The sequence below is a fragment of the Aeromonas oralensis genome, assembly GCF_049665575.1.
In the GTDB taxonomy this organism is placed as follows: Bacteria; Pseudomonadota; Gammaproteobacteria; order Enterobacterales; family Aeromonadaceae; genus Aeromonas; species Aeromonas hydrophila.
In genome coordinates this window covers 525,646-541,434 of record NZ_CP187186.1, presented here as the reverse complement: position 1 = coordinate 541,434, position 15,789 = coordinate 525,646, and the positions used below count along the sequence as shown (strand labels likewise).

The 15,789-nt window shown below is 62.9% G+C and carries 16 protein-coding genes; 3 read left to right on the top strand and 13 right to left on the bottom strand.

What is annotated here, in order from left to right:
• Window positions 1-12 precede the first annotated feature (12 nt).
• On the bottom strand, window positions 13-753 hold the full coding sequence (locus ACPDZI_RS02635; RefSeq protein WP_438833955.1) for an ATP-binding cassette domain-containing protein: 741 nt from the start codon (window positions 751-753) through the stop codon (window positions 13-15).
• 201 nt (window positions 754-954) lie between these two features.
• Here ACPDZI_RS02635 and argR point away from each other — a divergent pair, with 201 nt between their 5' ends.
• Complete coding sequence (gene argR / locus ACPDZI_RS02630; RefSeq protein ID WP_005308670.1) at window positions 955-1,425, top strand: transcriptional regulator ArgR; 471 nt, start codon at window positions 955-957, stop codon at window positions 1,423-1,425.
• Between the two features lie 86 nt (window positions 1,426-1,511).
• Here argR and ACPDZI_RS02625 read toward each other — a convergent pair whose 3' ends face one another.
• The 5 genes from ACPDZI_RS02625 to glnK all read right to left on the bottom strand — a co-directional run bounded on the left by ACPDZI_RS02625 (window position 1,512) and on the right by glnK (window position 6,843).
• Complete coding sequence (locus tag ACPDZI_RS02625) at window positions 1,512-2,417, bottom strand: Dyp-type peroxidase (protein WP_438833954.1); 906 nt, start codon at window positions 2,415-2,417, stop codon at window positions 1,512-1,514.
• Window positions 2,418-2,520: 103 nt separating this feature from the next.
• Window positions 2,521-3,555 carry an ABC transporter ATP-binding protein gene (locus ACPDZI_RS02620; RefSeq protein ID WP_438833953.1) on the bottom strand — a complete coding sequence of 345 codons (1,035 nt, stop codon included), beginning with the start codon at window positions 3,553-3,555 and terminating at the stop codon, window positions 2,521-2,523.
• Between the two features lie 69 nt (window positions 3,556-3,624).
• The gene (locus ACPDZI_RS02615) at window positions 3,625-5,250 is read right to left on the bottom strand and encodes an ABC transporter permease (protein WP_438833952.1); all 1,626 of its coding nucleotides are present in this window, start codon (window positions 5,248-5,250) and stop codon (window positions 3,625-3,627) included.
• Between the two features lie 39 nt (window positions 5,251-5,289).
• Window positions 5,290-6,297, bottom strand: a complete 1,008-nt coding sequence (locus tag ACPDZI_RS02610) for a Fe(3+) ABC transporter substrate-binding protein (RefSeq protein ID WP_081086402.1) — start codon at window positions 6,295-6,297, stop codon at window positions 5,290-5,292.
• 207 nt (window positions 6,298-6,504) lie between these two features.
• Complete coding sequence (glnK, locus tag ACPDZI_RS02605; RefSeq protein ID WP_011704615.1) at window positions 6,505-6,843, bottom strand: P-II family nitrogen regulator; 339 nt, start codon at window positions 6,841-6,843, stop codon at window positions 6,505-6,507.
• A 201-nt stretch (window positions 6,844-7,044) separates the two neighbouring features.
• Between glnK and arfB the strand changes: the two genes are divergently transcribed.
• Entirely contained in the window at window positions 7,045-7,461 is a 417-nt protein-coding gene (gene arfB / locus ACPDZI_RS02600; RefSeq protein ID WP_201904371.1) for an alternative ribosome rescue aminoacyl-tRNA hydrolase ArfB, read from the top strand.
• 33 nt (window positions 7,462-7,494) lie between these two features.
• The gene (locus ACPDZI_RS02595; RefSeq protein ID WP_268014326.1) at window positions 7,495-7,989 is read left to right on the top strand and encodes a methylated-DNA--[protein]-cysteine S-methyltransferase; all 495 of its coding nucleotides are present in this window, start codon (window positions 7,495-7,497) and stop codon (window positions 7,987-7,989) included.
• A gap of 337 nt (window positions 7,990-8,326) precedes the next feature.
• Here the strand turns inward: ACPDZI_RS02595 and ACPDZI_RS02590 are convergent, their stop codons facing one another.
• From ACPDZI_RS02590 to ACPDZI_RS02560, 7 genes are all read right to left on the bottom strand, one after another.
• A complete protein-coding gene (locus tag ACPDZI_RS02590) occupies window positions 8,327-9,523 on the bottom strand; it encodes a NupC/NupG family nucleoside CNT transporter (RefSeq protein ID WP_438833951.1) in 1,197 nt (398 codons plus the stop codon).
• 182 nt (window positions 9,524-9,705) lie between these two features.
• Window positions 9,706-10,641 carry a LysR family transcriptional regulator gene (locus ACPDZI_RS02585; RefSeq protein ID WP_016349403.1) on the bottom strand — a complete coding sequence of 312 codons (936 nt, stop codon included), beginning with the start codon at window positions 10,639-10,641 and terminating at the stop codon, window positions 9,706-9,708.
• An 82-nt stretch (window positions 10,642-10,723) separates the two neighbouring features.
• The gene (locus tag ACPDZI_RS02580; protein WP_076361516.1) at window positions 10,724-11,257 is read right to left on the bottom strand and encodes a glutathione peroxidase; all 534 of its coding nucleotides are present in this window, start codon (window positions 11,255-11,257) and stop codon (window positions 10,724-10,726) included.
• A gap of 62 nt (window positions 11,258-11,319) precedes the next feature.
• Entirely contained in the window at window positions 11,320-11,883 is a 564-nt protein-coding gene (locus ACPDZI_RS02575) for an NnrU family protein (protein ID WP_438833950.1), read from the bottom strand.
• Window positions 11,884-12,093: 210 nt separating this feature from the next.
• A complete protein-coding gene (locus tag ACPDZI_RS02570; protein ID WP_438833949.1) occupies window positions 12,094-13,227 on the bottom strand; it encodes a glycerate kinase in 1,134 nt (377 codons plus the stop codon).
• A 9-nt stretch (window positions 13,228-13,236) separates the two neighbouring features.
• Window positions 13,237-14,499: a GntP family permease gene (locus ACPDZI_RS02565; protein ID WP_017409005.1), complete on the bottom strand. Its 1,263-nt coding sequence runs from the start codon at window positions 14,497-14,499 to the stop codon at window positions 13,237-13,239.
• A gap of 119 nt (window positions 14,500-14,618) precedes the next feature.
• Window positions 14,619-15,734, bottom strand: coding sequence for a sugar diacid recognition domain-containing protein (locus ACPDZI_RS02560; RefSeq protein ID WP_044799129.1), 1,116 nt, complete (start codon window positions 15,732-15,734; stop codon window positions 14,619-14,621).
• Window positions 15,735-15,789 lie beyond the last annotated feature (55 nt).

Sequence of the window (15,789 nt, the reverse complement as noted above, 5' to 3'; positions counted from 1 at the left end):
TCGATTTGAATATCAATTCATCAAGAATTCGGCAAACCGGCTGGTTTGCGGGGCTTGGAAAATGGCGGCGGAACCGGCTTCGATGATCCGCCCCTTCTCCAGATAGATCACCTGGCTGGCCACCTTGCGGGCGAACTCCACCTCGTGGGTCACCACCACCTGGGTGATGCCGGTCTGGCCCAGATTGCGGATGATCTCTGCCACTTCCTTGGTGATCTCGGGGTCGAGGGCGGCGGTCGGTTCGTCAAACAGCAGCACCTGGGGGTCCATCATCAGGGTACGGGCGATGGCCACCCGCTGCTGCTGACCGCCGGACAGCCGCGCCGGCCAGGCGTCGCGCTTGTCCGCCAGTTGCAGCTGGGCCAGCAGATAGCCCCCCTTCTCCATGGCCGCCGCCTTGCTCATGCCAAGCAGCTTGACGGGTGCCTCGATGAGGTTCTCCATCACGGTGAGATGGGGCCACAGATTGTACTGCTGGAATACCATGCCCACCTTGCGCCGCAGCGCCTGGGTCTGGCGGTTGAACTCGGCGGTGGAGAGGCTGGACGGGAAAGAAAATTCACTTTCACCGATGCGCAGAACACCGGCATCCGGGGTGTCCAGCAGGTTCATCATGCGCAGCAGAGAACTCTTGCCGGCACCGCTCGGGCCCAGCAGCACCAAGGTTTCACCGGGAGCGGTCCGAAAGCTGACCTGTTGCAGTACCGGCACCTTGTGCCAGGATTTTTCGATACCGATTAATTCAATACCCATACAGCCCAATTGAATAAGTTTTCAAAATTTCATCCTGATTCTAACGCTGGCATGGGTGGATGCAAGCTATATTTGAATCAATATGCAGAACAAGCGCCGCTTCCTTGCAAAAATAGGCATATGAATGCAAAATGGGCACGCTGTTCATATCTGCCGCCTGAGCGTGACAGGCAGCCAAACCTCCTCATTCGTGAGTCCAAGATGAAGCATAACGACAAGCAAGAAAAACTGGCCAAGGCCTTTAAAGCCTTGCTGAAAGAAGAACGATTTGGCTCCCAGGCAGAGATAGTGACTGCCCTGCAAGAGATGGGCTTCGAAAACATCAACCAATCCAAGGTATCGCGCATGCTGAGCCGCTTCGGCGCCGTTCGCACCCGCAATGCCAAGATGGAGATGGTCTACTGCCTGCCGGTGGAACTGGGCGTGCCCACCACCTCCAGCCCGCTCAAGAATCTGGTGCTGGATGTCGACCACAACGGTGCTCTGGTGGTGATCCACACCAGCCCGGGTGCGGCCCAGTTGATCGCCCGCCTGCTCGACTCCCTCGGCAAGGCCGAAGGGATCCTCGGCACCATCGCCGGTGACGACACCATCTTCATCACCCCGACCAGCGACACCGACATCGAAGAGCTCTACCTCTCCGCCCTCGAGCTGTTCGAACAGACGCCGTAATGGTGAGCACCGCGTCATCGCGGTCCCGCCAAAACGCAAAATCCCGGCCAAGGCCGGGATTTTTGTTATCTACGGGTGGGCGAGCCTTATTTGCCCTGCGCCACCAGAAAATCTTCTGAAGGGGCGAAGAAGGCTGCGCCGGTCACCGCCTTGGTGAAGCGCAGCAGGTGATCGAAGTGACTGCCCTCCCCCTTGTACATGCTGGCCAGCATGGCGTTGAAGTGCAGCGGGGTGCGGCAGCAGGAGATGAAGTAGAGCCCCTGCTCGGTCATGGTGCCCCAGGGCATGCTCTGGCGCAGGATCTCCATGGACTCTCCCTTCGGCGTCTTGAGGTTGACCCGCTTGATGTGGGCGGTCAGCGGCTTGGCGGCCGACTCGTACTCGATGTTGTCGACCTTGGTGCGACCGATGATGTCTTCCTGCTCCTTCAGTGCCAGCTTCTCCCAGTCGCTCATGGCGTGGACCCAGCGCTGCACGTGGATGTAGGAGCCGCCGGCAAACTCGCCGCCATCCAGCAGCGCCACTTCGGCGCGGTGCTCATCTTGCGGGTTCTCGGTGCCATCAACGAAACCGGTCAGATCGCGGCAGTCGAGGTTGCGAAAACCGCGCACCTCTTCCGCCAGTTCCACCAGCCCGGCCAGCAGAGCCATGACGCGCTGACCGGCGTGGTGCAGCACGTCCACCCGATCGGCACGCAGCTGAATGAAGAGATCAAACGGAGTGTTGGGGGCCTCCTGACCGTTGGCGGATTGCGCCAGGAAGCTGCGGAACTGGGGCGGACGGGCGGCAGGATAGAGACCATCCCAGGCATCGGCACCGACGGCGACCAGACCACTGAAGCCGGCAGCGGGGAAATCGGCGGCCACCGCCTCCCACAGGGCCGGCAACCTAGCCAGACGGGCCACCAGCTCGGCTGCGTCACCAGTGCGGTTGAACATCAGATAGAGGGCGTGCAGATTGGGCTCGGCACAGATCCCGGCTTGGGCTTTCATATATCTCTCCCCTGAACAGACATTGGCGATATGGGCGGTTAGCGTTGCGCGATTATAAACCAGCGCGGTTCCAGTTCATTGATTTCACGACGATATCACGCGTTCAGGGTAAAGGGTCAAACAACACCAGCGCGTGGGGCGTCACTCTGACCCGCGCCCGCGCCCCCTCCAGCGGCTCGCCAATGCTCGCCTCCAGCCGCAGCTCGCCGCTCTCGAACAGCACCCGGCAGTGATGGCCGAGGAACTGCTGCTCCACCACCTTGAGCTCGCCATCCGCGGCGCTCTCCAGCAACAACTGCTGGGGCCTGAGCATCAGTTGCAGCAGCTCACCCGCGGCCCTGCCATGGGGCTCGCTGCCGCAGATGACCCCGAGCGCCGTGCGCACGCAGTGGCTGTCCACTACCTCGGCAGTCAGATAGTTGACCCCGCCGAGAAACTCCGCCACGAAGCGATTCTGCGGGCAGCGATAGAGCTGCTCCGGCTGGCCCACCTGCTCGATGTGACCCGCGCGAAACAGCGCCAGCCGATCGGCGAAGGCAAAGGCCTCTTCCTTGCTGTGACTGACGAAGATGGCGCCGATCCCCTGCTGCTTGAGCAGGGCGCGGATCTCCAGGATCAACTTCATCCGCACCTGGGTGTCGATGTTGGAGAAGGGCTCGTCCAGCAGCATCAGCCGCGGCTTGCACACCAGCGCCCGGGCGATGGCCACCCGCTGCTGCTGGCCACCGGAGAGCTGGTGCGGATAGCGATCCCCCAACCCCTGCAGATTGACCAGCGCCAGCGCCTCGTCCACCTGCTGCTGGCGGGCACGGCGATCGAGTTTGGTCAGGCCGAAGCCGACGTTGTCGGCCACCGTCAGGTGGGGAAAGAGGGCGTAATCCTGAAAGATCATGCCGATGTTGCGCGCCTCGGGCGGCACGCTGGTATCTGGCCCGTCGAGCAGGGTATCGCCGAGGCGGATCGTGCCCTCCGCCAGCGGCAGCAGGCCGGCGATGGCCTTGAGCAGCGTGGTCTTGCCACAGCCGCTCGCGCCCAGCAGGCAGACGATCTCGTTGTCTGCCACCGTCAGGGAGAGCTGCTCCAGCACATTGCGGCCGTTGTAACGGCAGCTGACATTTTCAACCTGCAAACAGGACAAGGCTGACTTCCTCATATTCTTTTGAACCAGACCGACCGGCGGCCGGACAACATTCCAGGGTAGGCGAACTCAGTGCCTCGCCCCATCCAGGTTGCGGTTGACCCAGATCAGCGGCAACAGCCCCACCAGCACGATGACGATGGCGCCGAGCGCACCGCGCTCCAGCATCTCGTCCGACACGAACTGGTAGACGTGAGTCGCCAGGGTATCGAAGTTGAACGGCCGCAGCAGCAGGGCGGCGGGCAGCTCCTTCATGGATTCGATGAACACCAGCATGGCGCCGGCAAACAGGCCGCGCCGCACCAGCGGCAGGTGCACCCGCCGCAGCATGGCGCCATCCCCCTGCCCCAGGGAGCGGGCCGCCATGTCGAGGCTGGGGGAGATCTTGCCCATGCTGCTCTCCACCGAGCCGATGGCGATAGCCACGAAGCGCACCAGATAGCCGAACACGATGGCGGTGATGGTGCCGGTCAGCAGCAGCCCCGGCCCCTGACGCCCCAGCAACTCGGCCAGATCGTTGATGGCAAAGTCGAGGGCGGTGAGCGGCACCAGCACCCCGATGGCCAGCACGGTACCCGGCATGGCGTAGCCCATGGCGGCGATGCGCAGGGGCAGCAGGCTCTTGACTCCGCCATCGAGGCGGCGGAAGAAGCCGAGCAGCAGGGCGATGCCCATGGCCAGCAGGGCGGTCAGCGCCGAGATAGCCAAGCTGTTGCCGGCGAAGCGGACAAACTCCGGCGTCCACGACAATTCGAAGTAGCGCACGCCGTAATCGAGCAGGATGGCGAACGGCAGACCGAAGCCGGCCAATACCAGTCCCCAGCACCAGAGCCCGGCCAGAGCGCGGCGAATCCCCTTGAGCGGGTAGCGCAGCGGCTGTTCGTGGCCCATCGACTTCTGGAACACCTGCTGCTGACTGCGCGAGCGGCGCTCCAGCGCGATCAACAGCACCACTGCCAGCAGCATCAGGCAGGAGAGTTTGGCAGCAGTGGCCAGACTGCCATAGCCTAGCCAGGTGTCGTAGACCGCCGTGGTCAGGGTGTTGATGGCAAAGAAGTGGACGGTGGCAAAGTCAGCCAACGTCTCCATCGCCACCAGGGATACCGCCACCATGATGGCGGGACGCGCCAGCGGCAGGCTGAGGCGGCGAAAGCTCTGCCACGGGGTACAGCCGAGCAGGCGGCTGGAGTGGATGAGGCTGACCGACTGCTCCAGAAAAGAGGCGCGGGTCAGCAGATAGACATAGGGGAACAGCACCAGCGCCAGCACCCAGGCGGCGCCGCCGAGGGAGCGAATGGCCGGAAACCAGTAATCGGCCGGACTGTTCCAGCCAAAGAGCGCTCGCAACCCGGCTTGTAGCGGGCCCGAGTAGTCGAGCAGATCGGTATAGACGTAGGCGACGATATAGGAGGGCATCGCCATCGGCAGCATCAGCGCCCACTGCAGGGCGCGCCGCCCTGGCACCTGGCACATGGCCACCAGCCAGGCGGTCGGCACCCCGAACAGCAGGCTGAGCAGCACGACACCGACCACCAGCCCCAGGGTATTGGCCAGATAGTCGAACAACACGGTATCGGCGAGGTGGCCAAACAGCTCTCCGTCGGCCGACAAGGCTGAGAAGACCAGAGCAAGCACCGGCAAAGCCAGCAGCAGGGCGCTGGCCCAACTGCCGGTAATCCATCCAAAATTTTTCATGAGACCACAGAGGTTGATGGGGCCATTGGCCCCATCTGATTACAAGTCGAATTTCACTTCATCCAGCAGTTGCAAGGCGTCCTTGCGGTGCTTGGCGTAATCGCTGACCGGTAGCGCATCAGACTTGAAGCTGCCCCAGGACTTGACCATGGCGGAAGGCTCGACCCCGGCCTTGACCGGATACTCGGCGTTCACGTCCGCATACATGTGCTGGGCGGTGTCGCCGGCCAGGAACTCCATCAGCTGCTGGGCCTCGGCCTTGTTCTTGGCGTACTTGGTCATGGCCACGCCGCTCACGTTGACGTGGGCGCCGCGGTCAGCCTGGTTCGGGAAGTTGATGTAGACGGCATCGGCCCAGGCTTTCTGCGCCGGGTCCTTCAACATCGCGCCCAGGTAGTAGCTGTTGCCGAGCGACAGGTCACAGATACCATCCTTGATCGCCTTGACCTGATCCCGGTCGTTGCCCTGCGGCTTGCGCGCCAGGTTGGCCTTGACCCCTTCCAGCCAGCTCTTGGTCTCGGCCATGCCGTGATGAGCGATCATGGAGGAGACCAGCGCCACATTGTACTCATGCTTGCCGCTGCGGGTGCAGATTTTTCCTTTGAATTCAGGCTTGGCCAGATCTTCGTAGCTGATGGTATCGAGCTTGCCGAGACGATCCTTGCTGGAATAGATGGCACGCACCCGGGTGGTCAGCGCGAACCAGCGGTTGTCCGGATCGCGATAGATGGCGGGGATGTTCTCCTGCAGGATCTTGCTGTCCACCGGCTGCACCAGCCCCTTGTCCACCAGATCGGTCAGCCGGCTGATGTCGACGGTCAGCATCAGATCGGCCGGGGAGAGCTTGCCTTCCCGCTCCAGACGCTCGTTCAGCCCCTCTTTGGCGAACACCACGTTGACCTTGATGCCAGATTCCTTTTCGAACTGCTGGATGATGGGCTTGATCAGCTCATCCTGCCGGTTGGAGTAGACATTCACCTCCCCTGCCGCCAATGCCGACTGAGCCGCCAACGCAGAGAAAGCCAGTGCCAACATCTTCATTTTCATCATCCATTCCTTGAGTTGCTATATCGAGTGAGAACCATTGCTGTTTGCATTTTGCATTGAGCTCGACAGCCGGATCAAGAAATCCTGATATGGCGGGATCACATATTTAAACGCCGTCCAAACAAAGGGGCCGGATAGAATCCTATCCGGCCCCACCATGGAGTCAATCAGCGACAACGTACCGATCATTCGCCCCATCCAGCGCGCTCAAAGCGCTTCGTCGTCGCTCTCACCGGTCCGAATGCGCACGGCCTGCAGCAGGTCGTAGACGAAGATCTTGCCGTCACCGATCTTGCCGGTATAGGCGGCCTTGCAGATCGCCTCGATCACCCCTTCGACGTTGTCGTCGGCCGTCGCTATCTCCAGCTTTACCTTGGGCAGGAAGTCGACCTGATACTCGGCTCCCCGGTATAATTCGGTGTGCCCCTTCTGGCGGCCAAACCCTTTGACCTCAGACACGGTCAGACCCTCGACCCCCAGGTTGGCGATGGCCTCGCGCACGTCGTCCAACTTGAAGGGTTTGATAATCGCAGTAATCAGCTTCATCTGGTTGCTCCCAATCCATGGTATGTCATGAATGGGGAATCAATTCTTGTGCCAAGTCTTTTTATTGTTTAATTTCAAAAAGATAGCATTCAGGCCTGGAGCAGGACTCTCCCGGCATCACCAAGGGAGCGCATCTCGCCCCATTATGAGGCACCAAGCTGAGCCAGCCACAGCCGATGCACCAAACAAGAGCACCGCAGTATGTTAGTCATCTCCAACACCGTTACCCTGCCCTGGCATGAACTGCAATTCCAGACCATGCGGGCGCAGGGCAACGGTGGCCAGCACGTCAACAAGACCGACTCCGCCGTCTGGTTGCGCTTCGATTACCGCAACTCCCCCAGCCTCACCCCGCTCTACAAGGAGGGGCTCGACAAGCTGAGCGACAGCCGGGTTCACGACGGCTTCATCATGATCCGGGTCGAGACCCACCGCAGCCAGGACATGAACCGCAAGGAGGCGATGAACCGTCTGGTGGAGCTGCTGAAGAAAGCGGCCTGGCGCCCCAAGGCCCGCCACGCCACCAAGCCGACCCGCAGCTCCCAGCGCAAGCGGGTCGATGCCAAGAAGCGCAAGGGGGAGATAAAATCGACCCGCGGCAAGCCGGTAGTGGACTAGCCGGGCCCTTGCCCAACGCCCGAGGATGACAGAATGAAATTCAGTTTTTGCGACAGCGTCCACGGCCCCCTGCTCATCGCCATCGACCGGGACGGGCTGCGCTATGTGGAGTTCGTGCTAGGCGAGCAGCCGGTGACCCCGACCGACGAGTGGCAGCGCGACGATCAGGCGCTGGCCCCCTTCGTCGAACAGTTCGCGGCCTACTTCGCCGGTCGCCTGCGCCGCTTCGATCTGCCGCTGGCCGCCCGGGGCACCCCTTTTCAGCAGTCGGTGTGGCGCGCCCTGGGCGATATTCCCTACGGCGAGACCGTCAGCTACCTGGAGATTGCCCAAACCATCGGCAATCCCAAGGCGGTTCGCGCGGTGGGGGCGGCCAACGGACGCAATCCGCTCAGCATCATAGTGCCCTGTCACCGGGTGATCGGCCGCAGCGGCGAGCTCACCGGTTATGCCGGCGGCATTCCCATCAAACGTTGGTTGCTGGCGCTGGAACAGCAGACAGCCGATCACTTCGTGCTGACTCCCTGATCAGCCAGCGGCATCCCGTTCACAACGCTGGCTGCCAGCGCTGGAACAGCAGACCACCGATCACTTTGTGCTGACTCCCTGACCTGCCAGCCCGCATTGCGTTTAGCAAAATGAACATAGTATGAAGAATCGCCTCAGAAGGGCTTCAGACAGCATCAGGCATCATGGCTTCACACTTGGATTGCATGGCTCATCCCTCATTCAAGTGGCACCCATGTGACGCTTCCAATCTGTCTTTTTCCCCGCGCCTCCCTGAGGCGCTTTTTTTGCCGGCAAGCGGCCACAAAAAAGCCCGCCGAAGCGGGCTCTGACCGGAAGGTGCTAGCTTCAGGGTCAATCAGAGGGCGAGGAACAAGCCTGCCAGCGAGGCACTCATCAGGTTCGCCAGCACACCCGCCAGGATGGCGCGCATGCCGTAACGGGCGATGAAGGATTTGCGCTCCGGCACCATGGCACCCAGGCCGCCGATCAGGATCGCCATGGAAGATATGTTGGCAAAACCACACAGGGCAAAGGTGACGATGGCCTTGCTCGACTCGCTCAGAGTCTGATCCTGAACCAGGGCGATGAAGGCGACGAACTCGTTCACCACTATCTTGGTCCCGATCAGGGCGCCGGCAGCCTGAGCCTGTTCCCAGGGGATACCGATCAGCCAGGAGACGGGCGCAAACAGCCAGCCCAGGATGATCTGGAAGCTCAGCTCCACCCCTATCAGGTCACCGGCCCAACCCAGCAGGCCGTTGAGCATGGCGATCACCCCGACGAACGCCAGCAGGGTGGCCCCCACGGCAACCGCGATGTTGAGGCCGGACATGGCGCCATCGGCGGCCGCTTCAATCACATTGGTGGCACGCGGGATCACCACGTCCTGATGATGGTCCTGCTCTTCGGCGGCAGGCGGCACCAAGATCTTGGCCATGGCCAGACCGGCCGGCGCCGACATGAAGGCCGCCGCGATCAGGTATTTCAGCTCGACCCCGATGCTGGCGTACCCCACCAGGGTACCGCCGGCCACGGAGGCGAGGCCGCAGCTCATCACCGCGAAGAACTGGGAGTCCGACATCTTGGAGAGATAGGGTTTGACCACCAGCGGCGCCTCCACCATGCCGACGAAGATGTTGGCGGTGGCGGAGAGGCTCTCGGCGCGGCCGGTGCCCAGCAGCTTCTGCAAGCCACCGCCGAGCAGGGCGATCACTTTCGGCATCAGGCCGATGTGGTAGAGGATGGCGATCACCGCAGAGAAGAAGATGATGACCGGCAACACGTTGAAAGCAAAGATGAAGCCCAGCTTGAACTTGGCCAGATCGCCAAACAGGAAGGCGATCCCCTCCTGACCGTAGCCGATCACGCTGCTGACGCTTTCACTCACCCCGTTCAGTACATGCTGACCGGCGGGCAGCCAGAGCACCAGGCCGGCGAAGAGGATCTGCAGGCAGAGGGCGAGACCCACTGTTCGCAACGGGATACGACGACGATTATCAGAGCAGAGCGTGGCCACGGCCAGAATGCTCAGGATGCCGAGCAGGGCAATCATAGGGACTCCATCAGGTGGGGCGAAAGATGGGCGCGGATTCTGCGCTCCCGGCCTCGCCACTGCAAGTCCACTTGGTTACAGCCCTGTTAGCAAAAACGTTTGCACGATACCGGTTGCGGCAACTGGCTGATTTGACTCGATTTTGGTTTCAAGCGAAAGCCAGTGTTCTTATATGGAAACGATTATTCCTCTGTGCCGGACAATTTGCCGCCGAGCCAGGGGGCCAGCCGCTGCTCCCAGTAGGGATTCGGACCGAAGCTCTCCTTGAGGAAGTCGATGAACAGCCGGATCTTGGGATCCAGGTGCTCGCGTCTGGCATAGACGGCGTGCACCGCCATCTTCTGGTTCGGCCGCCACTGGGGCAGCAGCGGGATCAGCTGGCCGGACTGCAACTCCTTGTCCAGCAGGTAGTTGGCCACGTAGGCGATGCCGAGCCCGGCCAGGGCGGCGTCACGCACCGCCTCCGCCAGATCCACCCGGTAGTTGCCGGCCACCTGCACCGTCTGGCGCTCCTTGCCCTGGCGAAACGACCACTCGTGGTAGCGCCGCTCCCGGCTCTGATAGGTGATGCAGTTGTGCTGGGCCAGATCTCTGGGGTGCAGCGGAGTGCCGTGGCTCAGCAGATAGTCCGGCGAGGCCACCAGCACGAAGTGAATATCCGCCAGCCGCTGCCCCACCAGGGCCTCGGGTTTGTCCTCGTAGGTGGTGATCCAGAGATCCAGCCCCTCATCCACCAGGTTGGTACGGTGATCGAACAGCGAAACCTCCAGCTCCAGCTCGGGGTAGCGATCCTGAAACGCCTTGAGGCGCGGGATCACGTGCAACCGGCCGAAGGACTGGCCGACCCCCAGATGCAGGATGCCGCTCACCTTGCCGCGCCGCTCCGCCACCATGGAGTCCGCCTCCAGTGCCACCGCCACCAGGGCGCGGCAGTGGCGGGCATACTCCTGACCAAGCTCGGTGAGGGAGAAGCGGCGAGTGGTGCGCTGCACCAGCTGGGCACCGAGTTCGGTCTCCAGCTGGGCCAGCTGCTTGCTGATGTGGGATTTGGAGACCCCGAGCCGCCGGGCGGCCGCCGAGATGCCCTGTTCACGGACCAGGGCATCGAAGATCACCATTTGGGGCAGACGTTGCAGCACGGGATTACCAGAGAGAAGAGCGGGCCCCCATTATTCCAGAGCCGCCCGCCGCGGGGTAGCGCTAAAGGCCGAGCGCCCGTTTGACCTCTTTTTGCAGGGGATCGTCCGCCGGATTCTGGTTCGCCCCATAACTCGCGACCAGCTTGCCGTCACGCCCGATCAGATACTTGTGAAAGTTCCAGCCTGGCGCTTCGCCTGCCGCCGTGGCCAACCCCCGGTAAAGCGGGCTGGCATCGGCCCCGCGCACGGCAATCCGGTTGAACATGGGGAAGGTGACCCCGTAATCGCGTCGGCAGACCGAGGCGGTCTTGCCCTCCTCCCCCGCCTCCTGCCAGAAGTCATTGGAGGGGAAGCCGAGCACCACCAATCCCTTCTCCTTGTAGGTCTGGTAGAGCGTCTCCAGATCCCGGAACTGGCCGCGATAGCCGCAGTAGGAGGCGGTATTGACCACCAGTACCACCTTGCCCTCGGTCAGCTGGCAGAGGTTGTGGCGCTGGGTGCTGTTGAGCTCCCGCATCTCCACGTTGAAGTAGTCCGGGCAGGCGGCGACGGCCGCCCCGGCCCCGAGTGTCAGCAACAACATGATCCATTTCATCGAGCGACTCCTGTCAGACAGATGAGTGACATACGCGCGGGCACGCCGGCCGGTTCACCCGCTCAATAGAGGGGGATGCCGGTGAGCATGACATGCCCCCAGAAGATCAACAGGGCGGTGAGCGCCAGCCCGGCCCCCACGCTGAGCCCGGTGCCGTACCAGTTGGCCGCCGGACGGGGATGACGCTGCCAGTCCCGCACCGAAATCCAGACGATGCTCACCAGCGCCCACAGGCCGATGCCGCCAAACAGCACCAGGGAGCGGGCCTCGCTGTTGACTGCCAGATGAGCGCCAGCCCAGAGCAGGGTGCCGAGCAGCTGGGGATGCACCAGCCAGCGCCGCAGGTGGTTGGGGCCCTGGCCGGAGCAGAACAGGATCAGGGCGATGGGCATGACCGCCATCATCAGGGTCGGCCCCCAGGCGGGCAGGAAATAGAGCGGCAGAGGGCTGGCGGTGCGCCAGCCGGCGATGATGCAGGCGATGGCGATGAACACCAGCAACGAGAAGAGTCCCTTGTAGCGATTCTCCCCCAGCCGCTCGCGCAAGCGGGCCCGATGGGCGCCTGCGAAGCAGGGATAGAGGTGGATCAGGGTAAACAGCAGTACCCCCAGGGTCAGCAAGATCATGGGTTGCTCCTTGTACTATGGGGGATCACTATGCCGCAAAGTCGGCGGCCAGAATACAGAAACCGCAGAAAAGCACTGGCTATACAGCAGGATAATGAAAAAAGCCGATCATCTGATCGGCAAGGTGTTTCGGGCAGACCTGCAGCGGGGCAGGTCGTCACCGCGACACGGGGCTGGGTTGGCCGGCGCGAGGCACCGGCCAGAAGAGAGTCAGGGTCGCTGCAGATAGAGCGCCGCCACGTTGCGGGCCGTGAGCTGCAGGTTGGTGGTGGCAGTGGCCAGCGCCTCCGGCAGCGACATGGCACGGTTGACCACGGCGAACACCGCATCCAGCCCGTGCTCGTGTACCACGCCGTAGTCGTCGGTCAGGCAGCCCGCAATGCCGATCACCGGCTTGCCGAACTGCTTGGCGCAGCGTGCGACACCGATTGGCGTCTTGCCGTGGATGGTCTGGCTATCGATGCGTCCCTCACCGGTGATGACCAGGTCCGCGTCGGCCACCGCCTCGGCCAGTTTCAGCGCCTCGATGACGATCTGGATGCCGGGTTTCAGTTCGGCGCCGAGCAGACCCACCAGGGCTGCACCCATGCCACCAGCGGCGCCCGCCCCCGCGATCTCCTTCACCTGCTTGCCAAGCGCCTGCTCGATGCAGTTGGCATAGTGAGCCAGGTTGGCGTCCAGCTGCGCCACCATCGCGGGGGTCGCCCCCTTCTGCGGACCAAACACGGCGGAGGCCCCTTTCGGCCCGCACAGCGGGTTGTCCACGTCGCAGGCCACTTCAATGGTGATCTTGGCGAGGCGCGAATCGAGCCCGCTCAGATCGATGGTGGCCAGCTCGGCCAGACCGGCGCCGCCCGGCGCGATGGGAGTGCCGTCGCGCTTGAGCAGCTTGCCGCCGAGCGCCTGGATCATGCCGGCACCGCCGTCATTGGTGGCGCTGCCGCCGATGCCGAGGATCAGATGCTTCACCCCCATGTCGAGGGCCGCCAGGATCAGCTCGCCGGTGCCGCTGCTCGAGGTGTGCAGCGGATTGCGCAGCTCAGGCGCCACCAGATGCAGGCCGGAGGCCGCCGCCATCTCGATGACCGCACGCTCGCCATCCCCCAGCAGACCGACGAAGCCCTGTACCTTGTTGCCAAGGGGAGCGGTCACATAGAAGGGCAGAATGCGGCCACCGGTGGCGTCCACCAGGGACTGCACCGTCCCCTCGCCGCCATCGGCCATCGGCAATTTGACGTAGGTGGCATCCGGCAACACCTGCTTGAAGCCGGCCTCGATGGCATCGGCCACCGCCATGGCGCTGAGGCTCTCCTTGAATGAATCGGGGGCGATAACAATTTTCATATCAATTCCTTAGGCGAGGCCAAACACGCCAAACATCAGGGTGGAGACGGCGGCAATGGTCAGACCGACCGCGGTTTCGTAGGGGATGAGCTTGAGCCGCTCACCCACGCCCATGTGGACGCTGCCGCCGGTGGCATGGAAGAAGGAGCCGTGGGGCATGTGGTCGAACACGGTGGCACCGGCGTGGATCATGGCGGCCCCCGCCAGGCTGCTGATGCCAAGCTCGAGCAGGGTGGAGCTGAACACGTTGGAGGCCACCACGGTACCGGCGGTAGTCGAGGCGGTCGCCAGCGACATCAGAGCACCGGAGATGGGTGCCAGCAAGTAGGAGGGCAGGCCGGAGGCGGTCAGGCCGCTGATCAGCACATCCTTGAGACCGGAGTTGGCGATGATACCCGCCAGGGTACCGGTACCCAGCAGCATGATGGCCACCGGCGCCATGCGGGCGAGACCCGAGACCGCAAACTGGTTCACCTTACTGAACTTGCCCATCATCAGGGCACCGACCAGGCCGCCGAGGGGCAGAGCGATGAGCGGATCCACCACGATGCCGGCGATGGGGCGCAGGGCCAGCAGCAGGATGGCCACCAGCGGCGCACTGATGGCGGCGGCAAAGCCCGGCAGCTTGCTGCCATTGAAGCTCACCACCTCGTCGGCGGCGACCTTGCTGCCCTTGTTGTTGAGGCGCTTGGCCAGCCAGTAGGCCATCACCAGGCCGAACAGGCCCGGGATGATGCCGGCCGCCATCACCGAGGTGAGCGGCAGGTGGAAGGCATCGGCTGCAGCGATGGCGTTGGGGTTGGGAGACATGACGTTGCCCGCCTTGCCGCCGCCGATCATCGCCAGCAGGATGGCCGCCTTGGAGAGGTCGGCACGGCGGGCGATGGCCAGCGCTATGGGGGCCACCGTGATGACGGCCACGTCCACGAACACGCCGACCGCGGTCAGGATCAGGGTAGCCAGCGCCAGTGCCAGCAGGGCGCGGGTCTCGCCCAGCTTCTTGACGATGGTCTCGGCGATGGTGGTGGCGGCGCCCGATTCGATCAGCACGCCGGCCAGCACGCCCGCCGCCAGGATCCGCATTACCGCCGTGGTGATCCCCTGAGCGCCGCCGATCATCAGGGCGACGGTCTGGGTCAGATCGGCGCCGCCGATCAGGCCGCCGGCCAGGGCGCCGACGATCATGCCGTAAGCGGGCGGCACCTTCTTCAGGATCAGGAAGATGGCGATGGAGAGCGCGGCGAGAGCGCCGAGCGCGGATACAGGGATCATGACGGGCACCTTTCAAATGAGTGAGTGGTGGCCATTATGATGATCCGGGATCGGAATGCTTTGGTCAAAAAACCAAATATCAGCGTTGTAAAACGCAAATTTCTGTATGAATGAACAATTCAGCTGTCGAGGTTGAGCCCGAGATAGAGCAGGAACTTGTCATCTAACTTGTTGAAATTCAACCCAGTTATCTGCTCAATTCGGGTCAGCCGATAGCGCAGGGTATTGGGGTGGATGAACAGGGCTTCGGCGCAGGGATGCAGATCACAGTCTTGCAAGAAATATTGGCGCAGCGTCTTCTGCAGCGTTCCCTTTGTGTCCTCCTGCGCCAGCTTGTGCAGCGGTGCCCGCAGCTGATCCGCCTGCCAGGAGTCCGCCAGACTGCCGAGCAGCACCGGCAGCCGATAATCCTCGAAGAAATAGACCTGTTTGCGCGGCGCTTGGCGCATGCCACGGCGCAAGGTGTCCCGCGCCGTCTGGTAGGAACGCGCCAGCCCGCCGGTGCCGGCGAAGTAATCACCCACCCCGATGCGCACCCGAAAGTGGGGAATGCGGGCCAGCAGTTGCTTGATGCGGCTGCGCTCCTGCGCCGACTGCCAGATGCCGTCGCTGAGCTGGGCCGGCTTGAGCACCACTATCTCGTCCAGACCGTTGATGGCTACCAGGTTGTCCCGCTCCGGATTTTCCAGCAGATGCACCAGCTCCCGCAGCCGGGCCGGGTCGGCCTCCTCCAGCGCCAGCACCGCCACCACCCGCGGCTGGGCCAGATCCAGCCCGAGGAAACGGGCCGCCTGCTGCAGCTGATCTTCCCGTCCTTCACCACGGATGAGCTGCAGTACCAGCTCCTCCTTGTGGCGCTTGTCCCACTGCAGCTGCTCGGTGAGCGCCGCCTGCTCCAGAATGAGCTCGGCGGTCATCCGCACCAGTTCGGCGTAAGCACGAACTTCGTCCGGATCGCCCGAAATGCCGATGACCCCGAGCAGCTCCCCCTGATAAGCGATGGGCAGGTTGATGCCGGGGCGCACTCCCTTGAGCTCGCGGGCAGTCGCTTCGCTGATCTCCACCACCCGGTTTTCGGTCAATGCCAGCACCGCCCCCTCATGACGCTGATGGAGCCGCTCCGGGTTGCCGGACGCGATGATCAGGCCGTGCTCGTCCATCACGTTGACCGAAAAAGAGAGGATCTTCATCGCCCGACTGACAATCTGCCGTGCGAGGGTGTCATTGAGCTGCATAGGTACTCCGCTGAACGAAACGGGAATAGCCTGAGGCGATGATGAGCCGCTGTGG